Source organism: Microbacterium sp. HMWF026, assembly GCF_003061325.1.
Taxonomy (GTDB): domain Bacteria; phylum Actinomycetota; class Actinomycetes; order Actinomycetales; family Microbacteriaceae; genus Microbacterium; species Microbacterium testaceum_E.
In genome coordinates this window covers 1-17,825 of sequence record NZ_QAJB01000128.1, presented here as the reverse complement: position 1 = coordinate 17,825, position 17,825 = coordinate 1, and the positions used below count along the sequence as shown (strand labels likewise).

Below are 17,825 nucleotides of genomic sequence, written 5' to 3'. Positions count from 1 at the left end.
GTACGGCGGCATCCCGGTGGCCTACGGCGAGGGCCTGCGCGAGCGCGTCGAGGCCGCCGCCGAGGGGGCGCCGATCGACGCCGCGTGGGACGCCGCCGGCACCGACGAGGCCATCGACGTCTCGCTCGCCCTGGTCTCCGAGCGCGACCGCATCGTCACGATCGTCCGCCCCGACCGGGCCGAGTCCGACGGCATCCTCTGGATTGCCGGCGCGCGGCCCGAGAGCGCCCGTTTCCGCGACATCGCCCGCGCGCGGGTGCTCGAGCTCGCGGCATCCGGAGAGCTCGACGTCCCTGTCGCGCGCACCTATCCGCTCGCCGACGCCGTCGAGGCCGTGCGCTTCGTCATGCAGGGTCACCCGGGCGGCAAGGTCGCCCTGCTGCCGTGACGTTCACGCTGCCGCCCGCTCCCGACACGCTCGAGGTCGTGCGTGAGCGCATACGCCTGCGTCCGGTCGTCGAGCAAGACCTCGCCGCGATGGTCGCGTACCGCGGCGACGCGGAGGTCTGCCGGTACCTGCCCTTCGATCCGCAGAGCGCCGACGACATCCGCGGCCGGATCGGGCATCTGTTCGGCGGGACGAGCCTCGAGGGGGAGCAGGGCGGCGTGGTACTCGCCGTCGAGCGGGTCGACGACGGCGCGGTGATCGGCGACCTCGTGCTCTTCCACCTCGACCCCGACGCCGGTTCGGCCGAGATCGGCTGGGTCGTGAGCCCGGCGGCATCCGGACGGGGGCTCGCGACCGAGGCGGTGGGCGCGTTGATCGACACCGCCTTCACCATCTACGGTCTGCGACGCGTGACCGCGCGCATCGACGCCGAGAACCAGCGGTCCTGGGCGCTGGCGGAACGGCTCGGCATGCGGCGCGAGGCGCACTTCGTCGAGAACGCGTGGTTCAAGGGCCGGTGGAGCGACCTTCTCGTGTACGCGGTGCTCGCGCGCGAGTGGCGCGCCCGCGCGTGAACCGCCGCGCGCGGGGCTGCTACGATCGCAGAATGCGCTTCGGTGGCCTGCTTCTTCTTAGCTGCCGCGACGAGTCCTCGATCTAAGGGCCTTCCTCGTCGCGGAGATCGTCGTCGGCCCCACCGAACGAATCTAAAGAAGCGACACATCATGAAGAACACCCAGAAGCCCACCTCCGCTCCGGTGCACAAGTACCGTCCGTTCCACGAGCAGATCCGGGTCGACTTGCCCGATCGCACGTGGCCCTCCAAGCGCATCGAGACCGCACCCCGCTGGTGCGCCGTCGACCTGCGCGACGGCAACCAGGCGCTCATCGATCCGATGAGCCCCGAGCGCAAGCGCGTGATGTTCGATCTGCTCGTGAAGATGGGCTACAAAGAGATCGAGGTCGGCTTTCCGAGCGCCAGCCAGACCGACTTCGACTTCGTCCGTCAGCTGATCGAAGAAGACCTGATCCCCGACGACGTCACGATCCAGGTGCTGACGCAGGCCCGCGAGCATCTGATCGCCCGCACCTACGAGGCTATCGCCGGCGCGAAGCAGGCGATCGTGCACCTCTACAACTCCACCTCGGTGCTGCAGCGCGAGGTCGTGTTCCGCACCGACGAGCAGGGCATCGTGGACATCGCGCTCGAGGGCGCCCGCCTGTGCAAGCAGTACGAGGCGACGATCCCGCAGACCGAGGTCTACTACGAGTACTCGCCCGAGAGCTACACGGGCACCGAGCTCGAGTTCGCGCTGCGCATCTGCAACGAGGTGCTCGAGGTCTTCCAGCCCAGCCCCGAGCGCAAGGTCATCCTGAACCTGCCCGCGACGGTCGAGATGGCGACGCCCAACGTCTACGCCGACTCGATCGAGTGGATGTCGCGTCACCTCAACCACCGCGAGAACGTCATCCTGTCGCTGCACCCGCACAATGATCGCGGCACCGCCGTCGCGGCGGCCGAGCTGGGCTATCTGGCCGGGGCGGACCGCATCGAGGGATGCCTCTTCGGCAACGGAGAGCGCACGGGCAACGTCGACCTGGTCGCCCTGGGCATCAACCTGCTGACGCAGGGCATCGACCCGCAGATCGACTTCAGCGACATCGACCAGGTCAAGCGCACGGTCGAGTACTGCAACCAGCTGCCGGTGCCGGAGCGCAGCCCCTGGGCCGGTGACCTGGTGTTCACCGCCTTCAGCGGATCGCACCAGGACGCTATCAAGAAGGGCTTCGAGGCGATGGAGGCCCGCGCGGCCGCCGAGGGCAAGACCGTCGACGAGATCGAGTGGGCGGTTCCGTACCTGCCGATCGACCCCAAGGACCTCGGCCGCTCCTACGAGGCCGTGATCCGCGTCAACTCGCAGTCCGGTAAGGGTGGCGTCGCCTACCTGCTCAAGGCCGACCACGCGATCGACCTGCCCCGCAAGCTCCAGATCGAGTTCTCGGGGGTGGTGCAGGCGCGCACCGACGCCGAGGGCGGCGAGGTCTCGAGCAGCCAGATCTGGGACATCTTCACCGACGAGTACCTGCCGTCGAAGGACGACGACCAGCGCTGGGGTCGCTTCGAGCTGCTGTCGACCCGCTCGTCGAGCGACATGTCGGGCGATGTGCACCTGGACGTGTCGCTCCGCGACGGCGACTCCACGCACCCCGCCTCGGCCGTGGGCAACGGCCCGGTCGCCGCGTTCCTCGAGATCGTCCGCTCGCAGGGCTTCGACGTGACGCTCTACGACTACGTCGAGCACGCCCTCAGCTCGGGCGGCGACGCGCAGGCCGCGGCGTACGTCGAACTGCAGGTCGACGACCAGCGCCTGTGGGGCGTGGGCATCGACGGCGACATCTCGACCGCGTCGCTCAAGGCGATCGTGTCGGGCGTCAACCGCGCGATCCGCACGCGTCAGGCCGCGTCCGCCCTCGCCGGCGTCTGAGTCCCGCGAAGCGCCGCCGTCCCCGTCGGGCGGTGGCGCTTCGGCGTTCCCGGGACAGTACGCCGGAGATGCCAGGATGAACACGTGATCCGCGTCGATGCCCTCTACCGCTACCCCGTCAAGGGCTTCACGCCCGAGAGGCGCGAGAGCCTCGTCATCCAGGACGACGGACGCGTGCAGGGCGACCGGTCCCTGGTGTTCCGCTTCGCCGACGCGGTCGAACCCGAGGACGCGACGTTCCCGAAGAGTCGGGGGCTCGCCCTGATGACGTTCCCGACGCTCGCCCGTGTCGACCTCGCATTCGACGACGAGGCGCGGACGCTGCGTCTGCGCGTCGACGACATCGACGTCACGGCCGATCTGAGCGATGCGGGCCGCACCCGTCTGGCCGAGGCCGTCACCGCCTACCTACGCACGACGGGAGACGCGAGACTGCTCGACGCCGACGGCATCCTGCCCCTCGGTCTGCTCGGCGACGGGAGGACCGCGCGTTTCCAGGACCGCCCGCAGGGTTTCATCTCGCTGCACGGCGCCGCGTCGGTAGAAGCGGTGGATGCCGTGGTGACCGCCCCGGTGGACGATCGCCGGTTCCGCTCCAACATCGTCGTCTCGGGTACGGCGCCCTGGGCCGAGCTCGACTGGGCCGGACGGGTGCGGATCGGCGAGGTCGTGTTCGAGGTGCAGAAGCCGATCGAACGCTGCGCCGCGATCACCGCCAACCCCGACACGGGCGTCCGTGATGCCCGCTTGCTCCGCGTGCTGACGGGCGAGTTCGGCCAGGACGAGGCCACCCTCGGCATCCTGCTGCTCCCCGCCGCGGCCGGCGGCGAGATCCGGGTCGGCGACGAGGTCACCCCCCTGTCGCCTGCGTGAGTCGGCGGCTCACTCCGCGTCGTCGAGGCGGATGACCGGGATGCCGGTCGTCTCGACCGCGACTTTGCGGCGATAGAGCTTGCGCTGCTCGGGCAGGGACAGGTCGAACAGCACCGCGAGAACGCGGATGACCGTCGTCACGACGACCCCGATGACGGCCGCGATCGGCAGCGGAACGGCGAAGGCCGCGGCCGTCGCGAGCACCGCGCACCCGCCACCGGCGGCCACGGCGTAGAGCGAGCCCACGTGCATGATCGCCACCGGCAGGCCCATCAGCACGTCGCGCAGCACGCTGCCGCCCGCGGCGGCCAGCACGCCCACGAACACGGCCGGGACGGCCGGCATCCCCAGTGCCAGGGCCTTGGACGTGCCGAAGGCGCCGAACAGACCGATCACGACCGCATCGAGCATGACGATCGCACGGTTGAGCCGCTGGAAGATCCCCGACAGCAGCATCCCCACGATCGAGGCGAGGGTGGCGGTGATCAGGTACCAGTTGCTCTGCAGCGTGGCCGGCGTCAAGCCGAGCAGCAGGTCGCGGATGAGACCGCCGCCCATTCCGAGCAGGATGCCGATGATCGCGACGCCGAGCAGATCGAGCCGTCGCTGCCCCTGGAACCCCGACGCGAAGAGCGCGCCCTGTACGCCGCCGAGGGCGACGGCGGTGAGGTCCGCCCACAGCGGGATGACGAAGGTCGGCGTGTCCACGGCATCCATTCTCCCGTTCCGCGTCGGCGGGGACGGGCGCGGCGCGCAGGCCGCTCACGGGCAGCCGGGCGGATAATGGAATGTGCCCACCTACCGCGACGAAGTCGTGGTCCTGCGTACCCACAAACTGGGGGAGGCGGACCGCATCCTCACCCTCCTCAGCCGTCGCAACGGCAAGATCCGCGCGGTGGCGAAGGGCGTGCGCCGCACCTCGTCGAAGTTCGGGTCGCGCCTGGAGCCGTTCATGGTCGCCGACGTGCAGCTGTTCACGGGCCGCAACCTCGACGTCGTGCAGCAGGCCGAGTCCCTCGGCGCGTACGGCGCCGACATCGTCGTCGACTACGAGCGGTACACCACCGCCAGCGCGATGGTCGAGACCGCCGACCGGCTCAACGAGGCCGAGGCCACGCCGCAGCAGTACCTGCTGCTGGTGGGCGGCCTGCGGGCGCTCGCGCGCGGCGAGCACTCCGAGCGCAGCGTGCTGGACTCGTACCTGCTGCGCGCGATGGCGCTGTCGGGCTGGGCGCCCGGGCTGACCGAGTGCGCGCGGTGCGGCACGGTCGGCGACCACGACTACTTCCTGCCCCAGCTCGGCGGCATGGTCTGCTCCACCTGCGCACCGGCGGGATCCCCGCGCGTGGCCCCCGACACCGTCGGGATGCTGCGCGCGCTCATGGCGGGGGAGTGGGACACGATCGACGCCGCCCCCGGCCGCACGACCGCCGCGGCCTCGGGCCTGGTCGCCGCCTACGCCCAGTTCCATCTTGAACGGGGTATCCGTTCGCTCTCGCACCTGGAGTCGCATCGATGACACCCAAGCCGTTCACGCATCGCGACGCCGTGCCCTACCGCCCGCTCGACTGGACGGGGGAGTACCCGCCGACCTACCCCAAGGGCGCCGTGCCCGAGCATGTCGCGATCGTGATGGACGGCAACGGCCGCTGGGCCAATCGGCAGGGACTCACGCGCGTCGAGGGGCATCGCGCCGGAGAGGCCGCACTGCTCGACGTCGTCGCCGGCGCCATCCAGGCCGGGGTCAAGCATCTGTCGGTCTACGCCTTCTCGACCGAGAACTGGTCGCGCTCGCCCGACGAGGTGCGTTTCCTCATGGGCTTCAACCGCGAGGTGCTGCACCGCCGCCGCGATCAGCTGAACGAGTGGGGGGTGCGCATCCGCTGGTCGGGCCGCAAACCGCGCCTGTGGGGCTCGGTCATCAAAGAGCTGCAGCACGCCGAGAAGCTGACCGAGGCGAACTCCACCCTCACGCTGACGATGTGCGTCAACTACGGCGGCCGCGTCGAGATCGTGGATGCCATGCGCCGCATCGGCGACGACATCGCCGCAGGGAAGCTCAAGCCCTCGGCGGTGACCGAGAAGCTCATCCGCAAGAACCTGTACCAGCCCGACATGCCCGACGTCGATCTGTTCGTCCGCTCCAGCGGCGAGCAGCGCACCTCCAACTTCCTGCTGTGGGAGTCGGCCTACGCCGAGATGGTCTTCCTCGACACGCTCTGGCCGAATTTCCGCCGCACGCACCTGTGGGACGCGATCGGGCTGTATCTGTCGCGCGACCGCCGCTTCGGCGGTGCCGTCGACGCCCCCACCGCCTGACGGATGCCGCCGGCGGAATAGATCCACGATCGAAGGAGTTGCACGCGATATGACGGATGCCATCAAGATCGACGTGTGGAGCGACATCGCCTGCCCCTGGTGTTACATCGGCAAGCGCAACCTCGAGAACGGTTTGGCCGCCACGGCCGCCGATGACGACGCCCCGGTCGTCGAGATCGAGTATCACTCGTTCGAGCTCTCGCCCGACACCCCCGAGGATTTCCACGGCGGCGAGGTGGACTACCTGTCGCAGCACAAGGGCATCTCTCCCGAGCAGGCCCGCGAGATGCTCGACCGGGTGACCGGCGTCGCCGCCGAGGCAGGGCTCGCTTACCGCTTCGACATCCTCCAGCACACCAACACCGTCAAGGCGCACGAGCTGCTGCACTTCGCGAAGGAGAACGGTCGCCAGCTCGAGCTCGCCGAGATCCTGATGTCGGCGTACTTCCTCGAGGGCAAGCACGTGGGTCGCGACGACGACCTGATCGCCCTGGCCGTCGAGGCGGGTCTGGACGAGGACGCCGCCCGTGAGGCGCTGTCGTCGCAGCGATTCCGCGCGGCCGTCCGCGCCGACCAGGAGCAGGCCCGCCAGTTCGGCATCTCGGGCGTGCCCTTCTTCGTCATCGACGGCAAGTACGGCGTCAGCGGCGCACAGCCGGTCGAGGCCTTCACCCAGATCGCCCGTCAGGTTTGGGGAGAACGCCGCGAGTCCGTGGAGACCGCCGACGCGTGACGCCTTCTGCACACCGGTGCCCGTTCCCGATCCTTTCGGGGGCGGGCACCGCCGCGTGAAACCGTCTGGGAGAATGAGACAGTGAATACGGCTTTGGCTCCGGCGCGGACGCTCCGCATCGGCAACATCGAACTCGACGCCCCCGTCGTGCTCGCTCCGATGGCCGGCATCACGAACACGGCGTTCCGACGTCTGTGTCGCGAATACGGTGCCGGTCTGTACGTGAGCGAGATGATCACGACCCGCGCGCTCGTCGAGCGCAACGAGACGACGATGCGGCTCATCCGGCATCACGAGTCCGAGACGCCGCGCTCGATCCAGCTCTACGGCGTCGATCCCGCGACCGTCGAGGCCGCGGTCAGATTGATCGTCGACGAAGATCACGCCGATCACATCGACCTCAACTTCGGGTGCCCCGTGCCCAAGGTCACCCGCCGCGGCGGAGGTGCGGCTCTGCCGTGGAAGACCTCGCTGTTCCGCGAGATCGTCGAGCGCGCCGTGAAGGCCGCGGGCGACAAGCCGCTGACCGTCAAGATGCGCAAGGGCATCGACGCCGACCACCTCACCTACCTCGAGGCCGGTCGCATCGCCGAGGGGGCGGGAGTGGCATCCATCGCCCTGCACGCCCGTACGGCGAGCGAGTTCTACTCGGGCCACGCCGACTGGGCCGCGATCACGAAGCTCAAAGAGACCGTCACGAGCGTTCCCGTGCTCGGCAACGGCGACATCTGGTCGGCCGACGACGCCGTCCGCATGATGGACGAGACCGGCTGCGACGGCGTCGTCGTCGGTCGCGGCTGCCTCGGCCGCCCGTGGCTCTTCGGCGACCTCGCGCGCGCCCTCGGCGGCCCGGGCGCCGCGCACGGCGAGCCCGTCGACGCCACGCTCGGTTTCGTGGCGCGCGCGTTCCGCCGCCACGCCGAGCTGCTCGTCGAGTTCTTCGACGACGAGGGCCGCGGATGCCGCGACATCCGCAAGCACGTGGCCTGGTACTTCAAGGGGTACCCGGTCGGCGGCGAGCTGCGCGCGAGCCTCGCGACGGCCTCGACGCTCGACGAGATCGACGAGCTCCTCGCCACGATGGAACTCGACGCCCCGTACCCCGGAGCCGCCGCCGAGGGCCAGCGCGGTCGCGCCGGTACGCCCAAACGCCCGGCGCTGCCCGACGGGTGGCTCGACTCCCGCGAGATCGGTCACGACGCCGGTCGCGCCCTCGCCGACGCGGAGCTGCACCACAGTGGTGGTTGAGGCGTCGGCGACGGCCGCCCGACCGGCCGGTTACGACGACGACGACGCCGGGCGCTTCCACGTCGAGCGCCACCGCTCTCAGCGCGACGACTTCGCCCGTGACCGTGCCCGCGTGCTGCACTCCGCCGCCCTGCGCCGCCTCGCGGCCAAGACGCAGGTGCTGAGCCCCGCCAGTCCCGCCGACTTCGCCCGCAACCGTCTGACGCACTCGCTCGAGGTCGCGCAGGTCGGTCGCGAGCTCGCGACCGCGCTGCAGCTGTCGCCCGACGTGGTCGACACCGCGTGCCTCAGCCACGACCTGGGCCACCCTCCCTTCGGTCACAACGGCGAGCGGGCCCTCAACGAGTGGGCGCACGACATCGGCGGCTTCGAGGGCAATGCGCAGACGCTGCGCATCCTGACCCGCCTCGAGCCGAAGGTTTTCGGTGCCGAGGGCGAGCCCTTCGGCCTCAACCTCACGCGCGCCAGCCTCGACGCCACGTGCAAATACCCATGGACCGTCGACGAGCCCGTCCCCGACCCGGGCGGGCGCCTCAAGTTCGGCGTGTACCCTGACGACGAGCCGGTGTTCCACTGGATGCGCGGCGGCGCTCCCGCCCGTCAGCGCTGCATCGAGGCCGAGGTCATGGACCTCTCGGACGATATCGCGTACTCGGTGCACGACTTCGAGGACGCCGTGGTCAACCGCTACGTCGACCCCGCGCGCCTCGCCTCGCGCGTGGGCCGTGAGGGACTGCTCGACGCGATCCAGCGCTGGGTCGGGTACGACTTCGTGCGCGACGACCTGTCGGCAGGACTCGAGCGCCTGATGGCGATGCCCGAGTGGATCCACTCCTTCGACGGCACGCGCCCCGCCCTCGCCCGGCTCAAGAACCTCACCTCCGACCTCATCGGGCGCTTCGCCCGCGCGGCCACCGCCGCGACGCGCGAGGCCTATCCCGCCGACGAGCTCACCCGCTACCGCGCGCATGTCATCGTCCCGGCCGAGGTCGAGGTCGAGATGGCGGTGCTCAAGGGCATCATCGGCGCGACGGTGGTGTCGATCGACGGCCGCAAGGTGCTCTACCGCGAGCAGCGCCACGTGCTGAAGCGCCTGGCATCCGCCCTCTGGGAGAACCCCGGCGCGTTGGACGCACTGCACGCCCCCGACTTCGCTGCCGCGGTCGATGACACCGCGCGTCGCCGCGTCGTCGTCGATCAGGTCGCGAGCCTGACCGATCAGCTCGCGATCTCGTGGCACGGGCGACTGGTGGGCGAGGTGGATGCCGCCGAACTCGGTGTCTGGGCTCCCGGTGCCCGCGCGTCGCGCGGGGCGGATGCCTGATGGCGGGACGCATCCGGCAGGCCGACGTCGACGAGGTCAAGGCGCGGGTCAACATCGCCGACGTGATCGGCGAGCGCGTCGCCCTCAAGCCCGCCGGTGTGGGCTCGATGAAGGGACTCTGCCCCTTCCACGACGAGCGCAGCCCGAGCTTCAACGTGCGGCCGCAGGTGGGGTACTACCACTGCTTCGGCTGCGGTGAATCGGGCGACGTCTATTCGTTCCTGCGCGCGATGGACCACGTGTCGTTCACCGAGGCGGTCGAACGCATGGCCGCGCGCGTCGGCTACACGCTGCACTACGAGGACGGGGGAGCGGCCCCCGAGACGTCGGGACGCTCGCGCCTGTACGCCGCCAACGCCGCCGCGGCCGAGTACTTCCGCGCGCAGCTGATGACGCCCGAGGCCGAGACCGGCCGCCGCTTCCTCGGCGACCGCGGCTTCGACGCCGGAGCGGCCGCGCACTTCGGCGTGGGTTACGCCCCCAAGGGGTGGTCCCACCTGCTCGACCACCTGTCGGCGCAGAAGTTCACCCGCGACGAGCTGCTGCAGGCCGGGCTGGTGTCGCAGGGGCAGCGAGGCGTCTACGACCGTTTCCGCGGGCGGCTCGTGTGGCCCATCCGCGACATCACGGGACAGGTCATCGGCTTCGGGGCGCGCAAGCTCTACGACGACGACCAAGGCCCCAAGTACCTCAACACCCCCGAGACCCCGCTCTACAAGAAGACGCAGGTGCTCTACGGTCTCGACCTGGCCAAGCGCGACATCTCGCGCTCGCATCGCGTCGTCGTCGTCGAGGGCTACACCGACGTCATGGCGTGCCACCTCGCCGGGGTGACCACCGCGATCGCCTCGTGCGGCACCGCCTTCGGCAGCGACCACATCACGGTCCTCCGCCGCGTCATGGGCGACGACAGCGCCTCGGGCGAGGTGGTCTTCACCTTCGACCCCGACGCGGCGGGGCAGAAGGCCGCGCTGCGCGCCTTCGCCGACGAGAAGCGGTTCGCCGCGCAAACCTACGTCGCCGTCGCGCCCGAGGGCCTCGATCCCTGCGACCTGCGCCTGCAGCGCGGCGACGGCGCCGTGCGTGCGCTGATGGATGCCAAGGCCCCGATGTTCGAATTCGTCATCGACCAGCGGCTCAAGGATTTCAACCTCTCCAGCGTCGAGGGACGCGCCGGCGCTCTCAACGCGGCCGCTCCCATCGTCGCCGACATCCGCGACCCCGCCCTGCGGCCCGGGTACGTCCGGGTGCTCGCGCGTCGCCTGGGCCTCGACATCCCCGAGGTGCAGTCCGCCGTCGAGCGCGCCGCTCGCGGGGCGGACCGCGCCGAGAAGCGCGACGCGCAGCGCACGGCCGAGCCGGCTCCGATCGCGGTGTCGGTGACCATGGCATCCCTTCCGCACACCCGTGACGTGGCGCTCGAGCGGGGGGCGATGATGGCCTTCCTGCAGTACGGCCACCGCATCGACCCGGACATCTTCCTGCGGGCGCTGCAGACGCCCTTCGGCCACCCCGCGCTCGAGGCCGTGCGCAGCGCCCTGGCCTCGACCGATCTGTCGCAGGCCGGCTGGGCCGTCACCGCCGTCGAGTCGGTGCGCGAGCCCTTCCGCTCGCTCGCGGCCGAGCTGCTGACCGCCGAGTTCCCCGCGCGCACCGAAGAGGGAGCCGTCGCCTCGGCGAACGACCTCGCCCGGGGGCTGCTCGTGCGCGAGCTCCAGCGCGAGAAGGACGAGTTGCTGCGCGGCATCCAGCGGGTCCCCGCCGACAGCGAAGAGGGCCGGCGCCTGCGGTTGCGACTGCGTGAATTGGATGCCGACCGCCAACGGCTCGTCGTCAGCTGAGCCGCGTCGACTGGTGCACGCGCGCCGGGTGGGTGAGGATGAGGGCATGCCCCGGTCCCTCGACACCGACGTCGCCCTCCGCACCGACGACCTCTCGCTCGCGCGCAACGGCGTGCGCGTCATCGACGGGATCACCGTGACCCTCCCTGCCGGGCGGACGCTCGTGGTGCGGGGAGCGACCGGTTCGGGCAAGACCTCGCTCGTGTCGCTGCTGGCCGGTCACCCCGACGACGGGCTGACCGTCGTCGGCGGCGACGCGCGCGTGCACGGCATCTCGGCGCGGCGGCCCGGCCGGGCGCGCCGCGAGTGGGTGTTCCACACGGGATACCTGCCGCAGGGTGCGGGAGCCGCGCTGCCGTCTCGGCTGACCGTGCACGACGTCATCTCGGAGCCGATCACGAGTCGCGACCGCAAGGTCAACACGCGCGCCCTCGCGGTGCGGGTCGCGACCCTGCTCGACGAGATGGAGCTGCCGCTGGGCACCGCCCCGAAGTATCCGTACGAGCTCAGCGCCGGCATGCGCCAGCGCGTGGCCCTGGCGCGGGCTCTCGTCCTCGAGCCGCGTCTGCTCGTCGCCGACGATCTGTACGCGAACCTCGACCTCGAGGTGCGCGCCGCGGCGCGGGCCGCGCTGATCCGTCGCCGCGATGAGAGGGGCATGGCCTCGCTGATCGTCACGAACGACGCCGAGGCGGCGCGGGAATTGGATGCCGACGTGCTCGTGCTGCACGCGGGGCACGCGATCGGGCTCGGCCACGGCGACCAGGGCGTGCAGTGGACGCCCGACGGCACGCCCGAGCGACGCATTTCGGCGCCGTGATTTCTTCGCGGCGCGCGGATCCTGTTAGTATCGTGGGGTTGCCCGCCGCACGGTGAGCATGATCCTCGGTAGCTCAATTGGCAGAGCAATCGGCTGTTAACCGATAGGTTCTTGGTTCGAGTCCAAGCCGGGGAGCCAACGAAAGGCCCGTCTCGTCAGAGGCGGGCCTTCGTCGTTCACGCGTCAGGTACCGCAACCCTGACGGCGTCTATGCAGCCATCGAGGTGAAGTCCGGTAATGCCGGCCGCATCCCCGGGCCGCGAGAGCGGGACGGGCTAGTCTCCCCTCAGAACCCCGCGACCGCGCATGTGGAGACAGAGACGGTCGAGACCACCCCGGTCATCGAGCAGGAAGTGCAATGAGCGACACCAGCTTCATCTACCAGGTCAACGGATCTGGGTTTGCGAACCTCATCCGCACCCCGTCGTCCTACGAGGCGAACATCCGCCGCCTCGTGTTCCTCCTACGGGAGCCCGACCGGTCCACGTTGTCGCTCATGCCGCTCACTGACGGCCGCACGATCCACGACGTCACCTTCGACACTCTCCCGACCACGTTCCTTCAAGCGGCCGGCACCGCGACCGCCATGACCGTTGAGCTGCGACGCGTCGACGAGGACGGCGAGGAACGGCTGTACACGCTGGGTCACGCCGGTTCCCGCGCGGAGACCCCCGACGTGCGCATCGAGTTCTTCGGTGGCACACGCTCCACCCTCGTCTACCCGCCCGAGGTGTTCGACGTCGAAGAAGCCGGAGACATCTTCGTGCACTACTTTCACACGCTCACCGTCCCCGAGCAGTACACGCTCCGCGAGTTCGCCCTCGCCTGACCGCCACCCGAGGGCGCCCTGCCGTGATCTCCTTCGAGAGCGCCCGCGTCGGTGCACCCGTCGGGCACGATCCGTGGGACGACCGAGAAGCACGGCCCGACCGCCACGTCGACGATCAACACGGAGGGGACGACCGCATTCGCGGCCGCCCCCTCCGTCGTCTGCTGAGCGTTCAGCGACGCTGAGCGCGTCGCCTTCCGATGGCGATCAGACCGCCGATCAGCAGCAGGGCGCCGAGCGCGATGCCCAGGCCGGGTGCCGCGGCACCCGTGATCGCCAATCCGCCGGCCGCACCCCGCACGGGCGGGGTCGTTCCCGCAGCCCCCGGGGTGGGGGAAGCGGCCGGGTTCGTTCCGGGCGTCGTGCCCGCACCGGAGCCGGGCTGGGTGCCCGGGTCCGTCCCGGGGTCGGTCCCCGGATCGGTCCCCGGGTCCGTCCCCGGATCAGTCCCCGGATCGGTCCCCGGATCAGTCCCCGGGTCAGTCCCGGGATCGGTCCCCGGGTCCGTCGCCTCGGCGACGAATTCGACCACGCCCCAGCGAGCCGTGCTCTGGTATCCGGTGCCGGTGGGATCGGCCCACGTCTTCACCGCGTAGCGACCACCGGGACGCCCGTCGTTGACCTGGAAGTCGATGCCGTGCACCGTCCCGAGACCGCCGAGGGGCACGTCGCTCTGTCCGCCCGATTGCCCGGTCAGCTCGATCGCCACCTCGACGCGGTATCCCGTGTCGGTGCGGGTGGTCGCACTGGCCGCCACACGCGCCTGCTGGGTCGCGGTGTCACCCGACCCGAACGACAGCACGTTGTCGGCCGAGATCCGGATCTGGGTGTCGTTCGGGCCGAAGCCACCGGCCTTGGTGTTGCCGAGGTCGAGGAACAGCTCGACGCTGTCCTGCTGCCACGGGTCGCTGGCCGAGAGGTCGATCACCGGATCGGTCACGTCGTAGAGCACGTACAACGTGTTGCCGCTCCACAGTGTGCGCACCTCTGCGCTCGCGCCGTCGGCGGCGCCCTCGACGGTGCGGCCGGTCAGGGCCACGGGCGCGTCGTCGTACGCGGCATCCCTCTGTCCGTCGACCGTGGGCGCGGTGCCCTCGGGCACCTGCACGAACGACAGCGGTTCGAGGAACGACAGCCGTCCCGTGGCCCCCGGGGAGTTCCACGCGCCGACGACCTCACCGCCGCGCTCCAGCCGCACGTCGAAGTCGGCGCTCTGCCCGACCGCGACGCCCGAGTGGGGCAGGTGGGCCAGCGTGTAGGTCACGCCGTCGACGACCTCTTGCGCTCCCGGTACCGAGTCCGCCGAACCCTCGGCGTAGACGTAATCCCGGCCCCCGTAGGTGAAGTCGACACGGTCGGGGGTCTGCGCGGACCGGACGATCACCGCGAGATGGTCGGCGTTCCACCGCGCCTGCCACCCGCCCGCGTCCGACGTCAAGGGCGCCAGCGGCAGGTTGCGCCACTCGGGAGCGTCGGTGAACCCGGCCTCGGGCGAGACGTCGCCCTCGAACACGTTCGCCGTCGTCACCAGCGGGGGCAGCCCCGCGTCGTCGCCGATCGCTCCGTAGTAGGCCGGCTTGGGCTGCAGACCACCGGTGAACAGCAGCGGCTGCTGCTCGGCGCGCCACGAGCGCGTGTCGGTGAGACCCCACACGGTCGCCGAGAAGAGCCGTTCCGCGGCGGGCGCCTCGGCCTGGTACTCGCGCAGCAGGTCGAACACGTCGCGATAGAAGTACCCCTGACGCACCCGGTTGGGCTCGTCGGCGGGGTTGATCGTCACGTCGAGCTCGGTGACCGCCTGGGCCAGACCCAGACCCTCGAAACGCTCCAGCGCGCCGCGCAGGGCGGCGAGCGGGGTGTTGATCGAGGTGTGGAACTGGTGTCCGACGCCGTCGATGGGCACCCCGGCGGCGAGCAACCGCTTCACGAGCGCCTCGTACTGCGCGCCCTTGGCGTCGATCTCGGTGTTGTAGTCGTTGATGAACAGCTTCACGGGGCGGTCGGTGCCCGGCGCCGCGTACTCGCCGTTGAACGCCTCGTCGGCGTTCTGGAACGCCAGGCGGATGAACTCCTCACCAAGCACCTGGTACCAGCGGCTGGTGCGCAGACCGTCGGGCGTCGCCTGGTCCGAGATGACCTCGTTCACCACGTCCCAGGCCACGAGCGGATTGGTGTCCGACCCGAACGGGCCGTAGTCGTCCGAGATGGATGCCGCGACGTCGAAGATGTGCGTGCGCAACCGGTCGCGCAGCAGCTGCTTGTCGGCATCCGAGGTCCCCAGCTCGCGCCCGGTCCCGTCCTGGAAGAACCAGTCCGGGGTCTGCGAGTGCCAGACCAGGACGTGGCCGTACAGGCGCAGGTCGTTGGCCTGCGCGTAGTCGAGCAGCGCGGTGGCCTCGCCGTTGCGGGCGAACTGGTCGGGTCCCGTGTACCAGGCCTCGACCTTCATCGCGTTCTCGGGACTGATCTGGTCGAAGTGGTGCCGCAGCAGATCAGAGGCCGCTCCGCTGGTCTCGCGCGAATCGATCGCGACACCGAGGGGGAAGTCGACGGTGTCCTTGACCGGGGTCAGGCTCGTGTCGACCTGGGTCGCTTCGGGGACCGAGACGCGTACCTGGTCGACGAGGAACGTCGAGGTGTTGCCGCTGTTGTAGCGGGACTCGACGTAGATCTCGGCCGCCGAGTCGTACGCGGGCACGGTGAACTCGCCGCGCACGGTGGTCCAGCCCGTCGCCGAGGCGTTCTCGATCTGCAGCAGATTGGCGAAGTTCTGCGCGCCCTGCGAGACGGTGCGGGCCGACAGGGTGAGCCCCTGGCTGGTGGCGCTCCCGGGTGCGAAGCGCACCGCGAGGCTCACCGCGTAGGTGCGCCCGGGCTGCAGCAGCCCGGTGACGTCGTGCTGGATGCCGTCGCCCTCGTGCGTGCGCTGATCGACCTGAGCGGCGGATGCCGTGTCGTCGGCGCCGCCGTCGACGATCGCCACCCGCGGTGCCGAGGTGTCGGACCCCGCGCGGGGAGACCATCCGCCAAGGTCGCCGGAGTCGAAGTCCGAGGCGAGCAGCACGGTTCCGGGTTGCGGATCCCCGCCGGGGGCCGTCGTCGTCGCGCCGACGGGCAGGGTGAAGCTCCACCCCTCGGCCAGACGCTCCGAGACCACCGTGCGCACGGCCGCGAGGGAGCCCGCGCGGTCGCCGCCGCCGTCGTGGACGAGCACGACCTCGCCGGGCTTCAGAGCCGCGCGCAGGTTGGCGGTCAGCGTGGGGACGTCCTGCGTCTGCCAGTCGTCGATCGTGTTGACCACCGCCAGCGGCTGCATCCCCAGCGAGACGGCAGCCGCGGGGGTGTTGCCCCAGGAGCCGTTGGGGGCGCGGAAGAACGGCACGGGGTGGTCGTCGTCGCCGAGCGCCGTCCGGATGATGGTGAGGTTCTCGGCCATGCGCGCGGCGGCCTGCGCCGCGGTGAGCGAGCCCATGTCGTCGTACGTCGTCGAGTGGTTGCACAGCACGTGGCCCTCGGCGACGATGCGCCGCAACAGGTCGGCGCCGCCGGGGGCCGTGATGTTCTGCCCGATCACGCAGAACACCGCGCGGATGTCGTTCTCGGCGAGGGAGTCGAGCAGCGCGGGCGTGGTGTCGGGGTTGGGGCCGTCGTCGAAGGTCAGCGCCGCGACGTCGCCCTCGCCCTGCGCGGTCGCGACCGGCGTGGGGGAGGGGTCCGCGGCGCCACCGGGCGCCACGTCGGGCGTCGTGCCGCCGTCATCCGCGCCATCGGTGGTGACGACGATGTCGTCGACGTAGTACGTGTAGGCGGGCGTCCCGGGGATGTCGGAGGTGCCGATGTAGGCCTGCAGAGCGGACACGTCGCCGGCGGGCGCCGTGAAGGTGCCGCTGATCGTGGTCCACCCGGCCGCCGTGACGGCGGTGTTGCCGATCCACGTGTACGCGGGCTTCATCACCAGGCGAGCGCTCGTGTCGGGGGTACCCGCAGCGAGGCGCAGCCGCAGAGAGAACGAATAGGTCTCGCCGCTTTCGTAGATCCCGGTCGGACTCTGGATGCCGACGTAGTCGGCGTCGCGGTCGCTCACGCGCAGCACGGTGTCGCCGTCGAGATCGACGACGCTGAGCGTGGCATCCGTTCCGCCGCTGCGGGTCCAGTCGCCCGTCGTGCCGTCGGTGAAGTCGACGGAGCTGACGATGGTCGGGGCGGCGTTCGCGGGTGCCGCGGCGCCGCCGAAGATGAGGGCTCCCGCTGTTGCGAGGGAAGCCAGGGTGAGTAGGCGTCGTGGCACGAGCGCTCCTTTGCGCGGATAGGTTGTGGCACACAACTTATGTCGCGGAGAGAAGCTCGCGGACCACGTCGCCACGTAAACGCGACGAAACTTCCGCGAAAGTTCGAGCGCCTCCGGGTCAGCCCTCGCGCGGGGGCGCGGTGCTGCCGCGGACCACGAGGTGCGTGGCGAGTTCCACGCGTGCGACACCGCCGGCGGCGGTCCGCGCCGAGGGGTCGAGGAGCATCCGCGCGGCCTCGACGCCCATCCTCCGCAGCGGCTGGTGCACCGTCGTGAGCGCCGGGCTGACCCAACGCGCCGGGGCGATGTCGTCGTACCCCACCACCGACAGATCCTCGGGCACGCGCAGCCCGCGCTCGCGCGCGGCGTCGTAGACCCCCAGCGCCTGAAGGTCGTTGCCCGCGAAGACGGCGGTCGGACGATCGGGCAGCGCCAGGATCTCCCGCGCCGCGTCGCGGCCGAAGTCGACGTGGAAGGTGCCGAACCGCACCCACAGCGGATCGACGTCGAGACCGGCCGTCGCCATCGCGGAGCGGTACCCGTCCAGTCGCGCGAACGAGCACAGCATGTCGCTCGGGCCGGTGATGGCCGCGATCCGCCGATGACCGAGCTCGAGCAGGTGCCGCGTCGCGGCCAGCCCTCCGGCCCAGTTGGCGGATCCGACCGAGGGGACGTC

Annotated in this window: 15 protein-coding genes and 1 tRNA gene; 13 read left to right on the top strand and 3 right to left on the bottom strand. The window is 70.6% G+C overall.

Annotated elements, in window-relative coordinates; translation table 11 throughout:
* The 4 genes from DBR36_RS05870 to DBR36_RS05855 form a co-directional block, all read left to right on the top strand.
* A partial coding sequence (locus DBR36_RS05870; protein ID WP_146185245.1) for a zinc-binding dehydrogenase occupies nucleotides 1–388 on the top strand: 388 nt, incomplete at its 5' end.
* The gene (locus DBR36_RS05865) at nucleotides 385–963 is read left to right on the top strand and encodes a GNAT family N-acetyltransferase (protein WP_108317987.1); all 579 of its coding nucleotides are present in this window, start codon (nucleotides 385–387) and stop codon (nucleotides 961–963) included. The genes DBR36_RS05870 and DBR36_RS05865, both read left to right, overlap by 4 nt.
* A 150-nt stretch (nucleotides 964–1,113) precedes the next feature.
* Nucleotides 1,114–2,874: a 2-isopropylmalate synthase gene (leuA, locus tag DBR36_RS05860; RefSeq protein ID WP_108317986.1), complete on the top strand. Its 1,761-nt coding sequence runs from the start codon at nucleotides 1,114–1,116 to the stop codon at nucleotides 2,872–2,874.
* An 84-nt stretch (nucleotides 2,875–2,958) separates the two neighbouring features.
* Entirely contained in the window at nucleotides 2,959–3,747 is a 789-nt protein-coding gene (locus DBR36_RS05855; RefSeq protein WP_108317985.1) for an MOSC domain-containing protein, read from the top strand.
* Between the two features lie 9 nt (nucleotides 3,748–3,756).
* Here DBR36_RS05855 and DBR36_RS05850 read toward each other — a convergent pair whose 3' ends face one another.
* Nucleotides 3,757–4,464 carry a trimeric intracellular cation channel family protein gene (locus DBR36_RS05850; RefSeq protein WP_108317984.1) on the bottom strand — a complete coding sequence of 236 codons (708 nt, stop codon included), beginning with the start codon at nucleotides 4,462–4,464 and terminating at the stop codon, nucleotides 3,757–3,759.
* Between the two features lie 73 nt (nucleotides 4,465–4,537).
* Here DBR36_RS05850 and recO point away from each other — a divergent pair, with 73 nt between their 5' ends.
* From recO to DBR36_RS05805, 9 genes are all read left to right on the top strand, one after another.
* Nucleotides 4,538–5,266, top strand: coding sequence for a DNA repair protein RecO (gene recO, locus DBR36_RS05845; RefSeq protein ID WP_108317983.1), 729 nt, complete (start codon nucleotides 4,538–4,540; stop codon nucleotides 5,264–5,266).
* Entirely contained in the window at nucleotides 5,263–6,066 is an 804-nt protein-coding gene (locus tag DBR36_RS05840; protein ID WP_108317982.1) for an isoprenyl transferase, read from the top strand. The genes recO and DBR36_RS05840 overlap by 4 nt, the downstream gene beginning before the upstream one ends.
* A 49-nt stretch (nucleotides 6,067–6,115) precedes the next feature.
* On the top strand, nucleotides 6,116–6,799 hold the full coding sequence (locus DBR36_RS05835; protein WP_108317981.1) for a DsbA family protein: 684 nt from the start codon (nucleotides 6,116–6,118) through the stop codon (nucleotides 6,797–6,799).
* An 81-nt stretch (nucleotides 6,800–6,880) separates the two neighbouring features.
* On the top strand, nucleotides 6,881–8,047 hold the full coding sequence (gene dusB / locus DBR36_RS05830) for a tRNA dihydrouridine synthase DusB (protein WP_108317980.1): 1,167 nt from the start codon (nucleotides 6,881–6,883) through the stop codon (nucleotides 8,045–8,047).
* Complete coding sequence (locus DBR36_RS05825; protein WP_375136058.1) at nucleotides 8,040–9,371, top strand: deoxyguanosinetriphosphate triphosphohydrolase; 1,332 nt, start codon at nucleotides 8,040–8,042, stop codon at nucleotides 9,369–9,371. Before dusB ends, DBR36_RS05825 begins: the two co-directional genes overlap by 8 nt.
* Nucleotides 9,371–11,212 (top strand): DNA primase, encoded by a 1,842-nt coding sequence (gene dnaG, locus DBR36_RS05820; RefSeq protein ID WP_108317978.1) that lies wholly within the window; start codon nucleotides 9,371–9,373, stop codon nucleotides 11,210–11,212. Before DBR36_RS05825 ends, dnaG begins: the two co-directional genes overlap by 1 nt.
* Nucleotides 11,213–11,258: 46 nt before the next feature.
* The gene (locus DBR36_RS05815; protein ID WP_108317977.1) at nucleotides 11,259–12,032 is read left to right on the top strand and encodes an ATP-binding cassette domain-containing protein; all 774 of its coding nucleotides are present in this window, start codon (nucleotides 11,259–11,261) and stop codon (nucleotides 12,030–12,032) included.
* Between the two features lie 62 nt (nucleotides 12,033–12,094).
* A tRNA-Asn gene (locus DBR36_RS05810) sits at nucleotides 12,095–12,170 on the top strand.
* A 220-nt stretch (nucleotides 12,171–12,390) separates the two neighbouring features.
* Nucleotides 12,391–12,861: a hypothetical protein gene (locus DBR36_RS05805; RefSeq protein WP_108317976.1), complete on the top strand. Its 471-nt coding sequence runs from the start codon at nucleotides 12,391–12,393 to the stop codon at nucleotides 12,859–12,861.
* Nucleotides 12,862–13,033: 172 nt separating this feature from the next.
* Here the strand turns inward: DBR36_RS05805 and DBR36_RS05800 are convergent, their stop codons facing one another.
* Nucleotides 13,034–17,149 (bottom strand): endo-1,4-beta-xylanase, encoded by a 4,116-nt coding sequence (locus DBR36_RS05800; protein WP_181373497.1) that lies wholly within the window; start codon nucleotides 17,147–17,149, stop codon nucleotides 13,034–13,036.
* A gap of 118 nt (nucleotides 17,150–17,267) precedes the next feature.
* Nucleotides 17,268–17,825 (bottom strand): substrate-binding domain-containing protein (locus DBR36_RS05795; protein ID WP_181373496.1); only part of this gene is annotated, 558 nt, incomplete at its 5' end.

Bases quoted from the DNA above. Each gene is read 5' to 3' on its own strand.
- leuA (WP_108317986.1), top strand. From the start codon at position 1,114: ATGAAGAACACCCAGAAGCCCACCTCCGCTCCGGTGCACAAGTACCGT.
- DBR36_RS05850 (WP_108317984.1), bottom strand. From the start codon at position 4,464: ATGGATGCCGTGGACACGCCGACCTTCGTCATCCCGCTGTGGGCGGAC.
- DBR36_RS05840 (WP_108317982.1), top strand. From the start codon at position 5,263: ATGACACCCAAGCCGTTCACGCATCGCGACGCCGTGCCCTACCGCCCG.
- DBR36_RS05835 (WP_108317981.1), top strand. From the start codon at position 6,116: ATGACGGATGCCATCAAGATCGACGTGTGGAGCGACATCGCCTGCCCC.
- dnaG (WP_108317978.1), top strand. From the start codon at position 9,371: ATGGCGGGACGCATCCGGCAGGCCGACGTCGACGAGGTCAAGGCGCGG.
- DBR36_RS05815 (WP_108317977.1), top strand. From the start codon at position 11,259: ATGCCCCGGTCCCTCGACACCGACGTCGCCCTCCGCACCGACGACCTC.
- DBR36_RS05805 (WP_108317976.1), top strand. From the start codon at position 12,391: ATGAGCGACACCAGCTTCATCTACCAGGTCAACGGATCTGGGTTTGCG.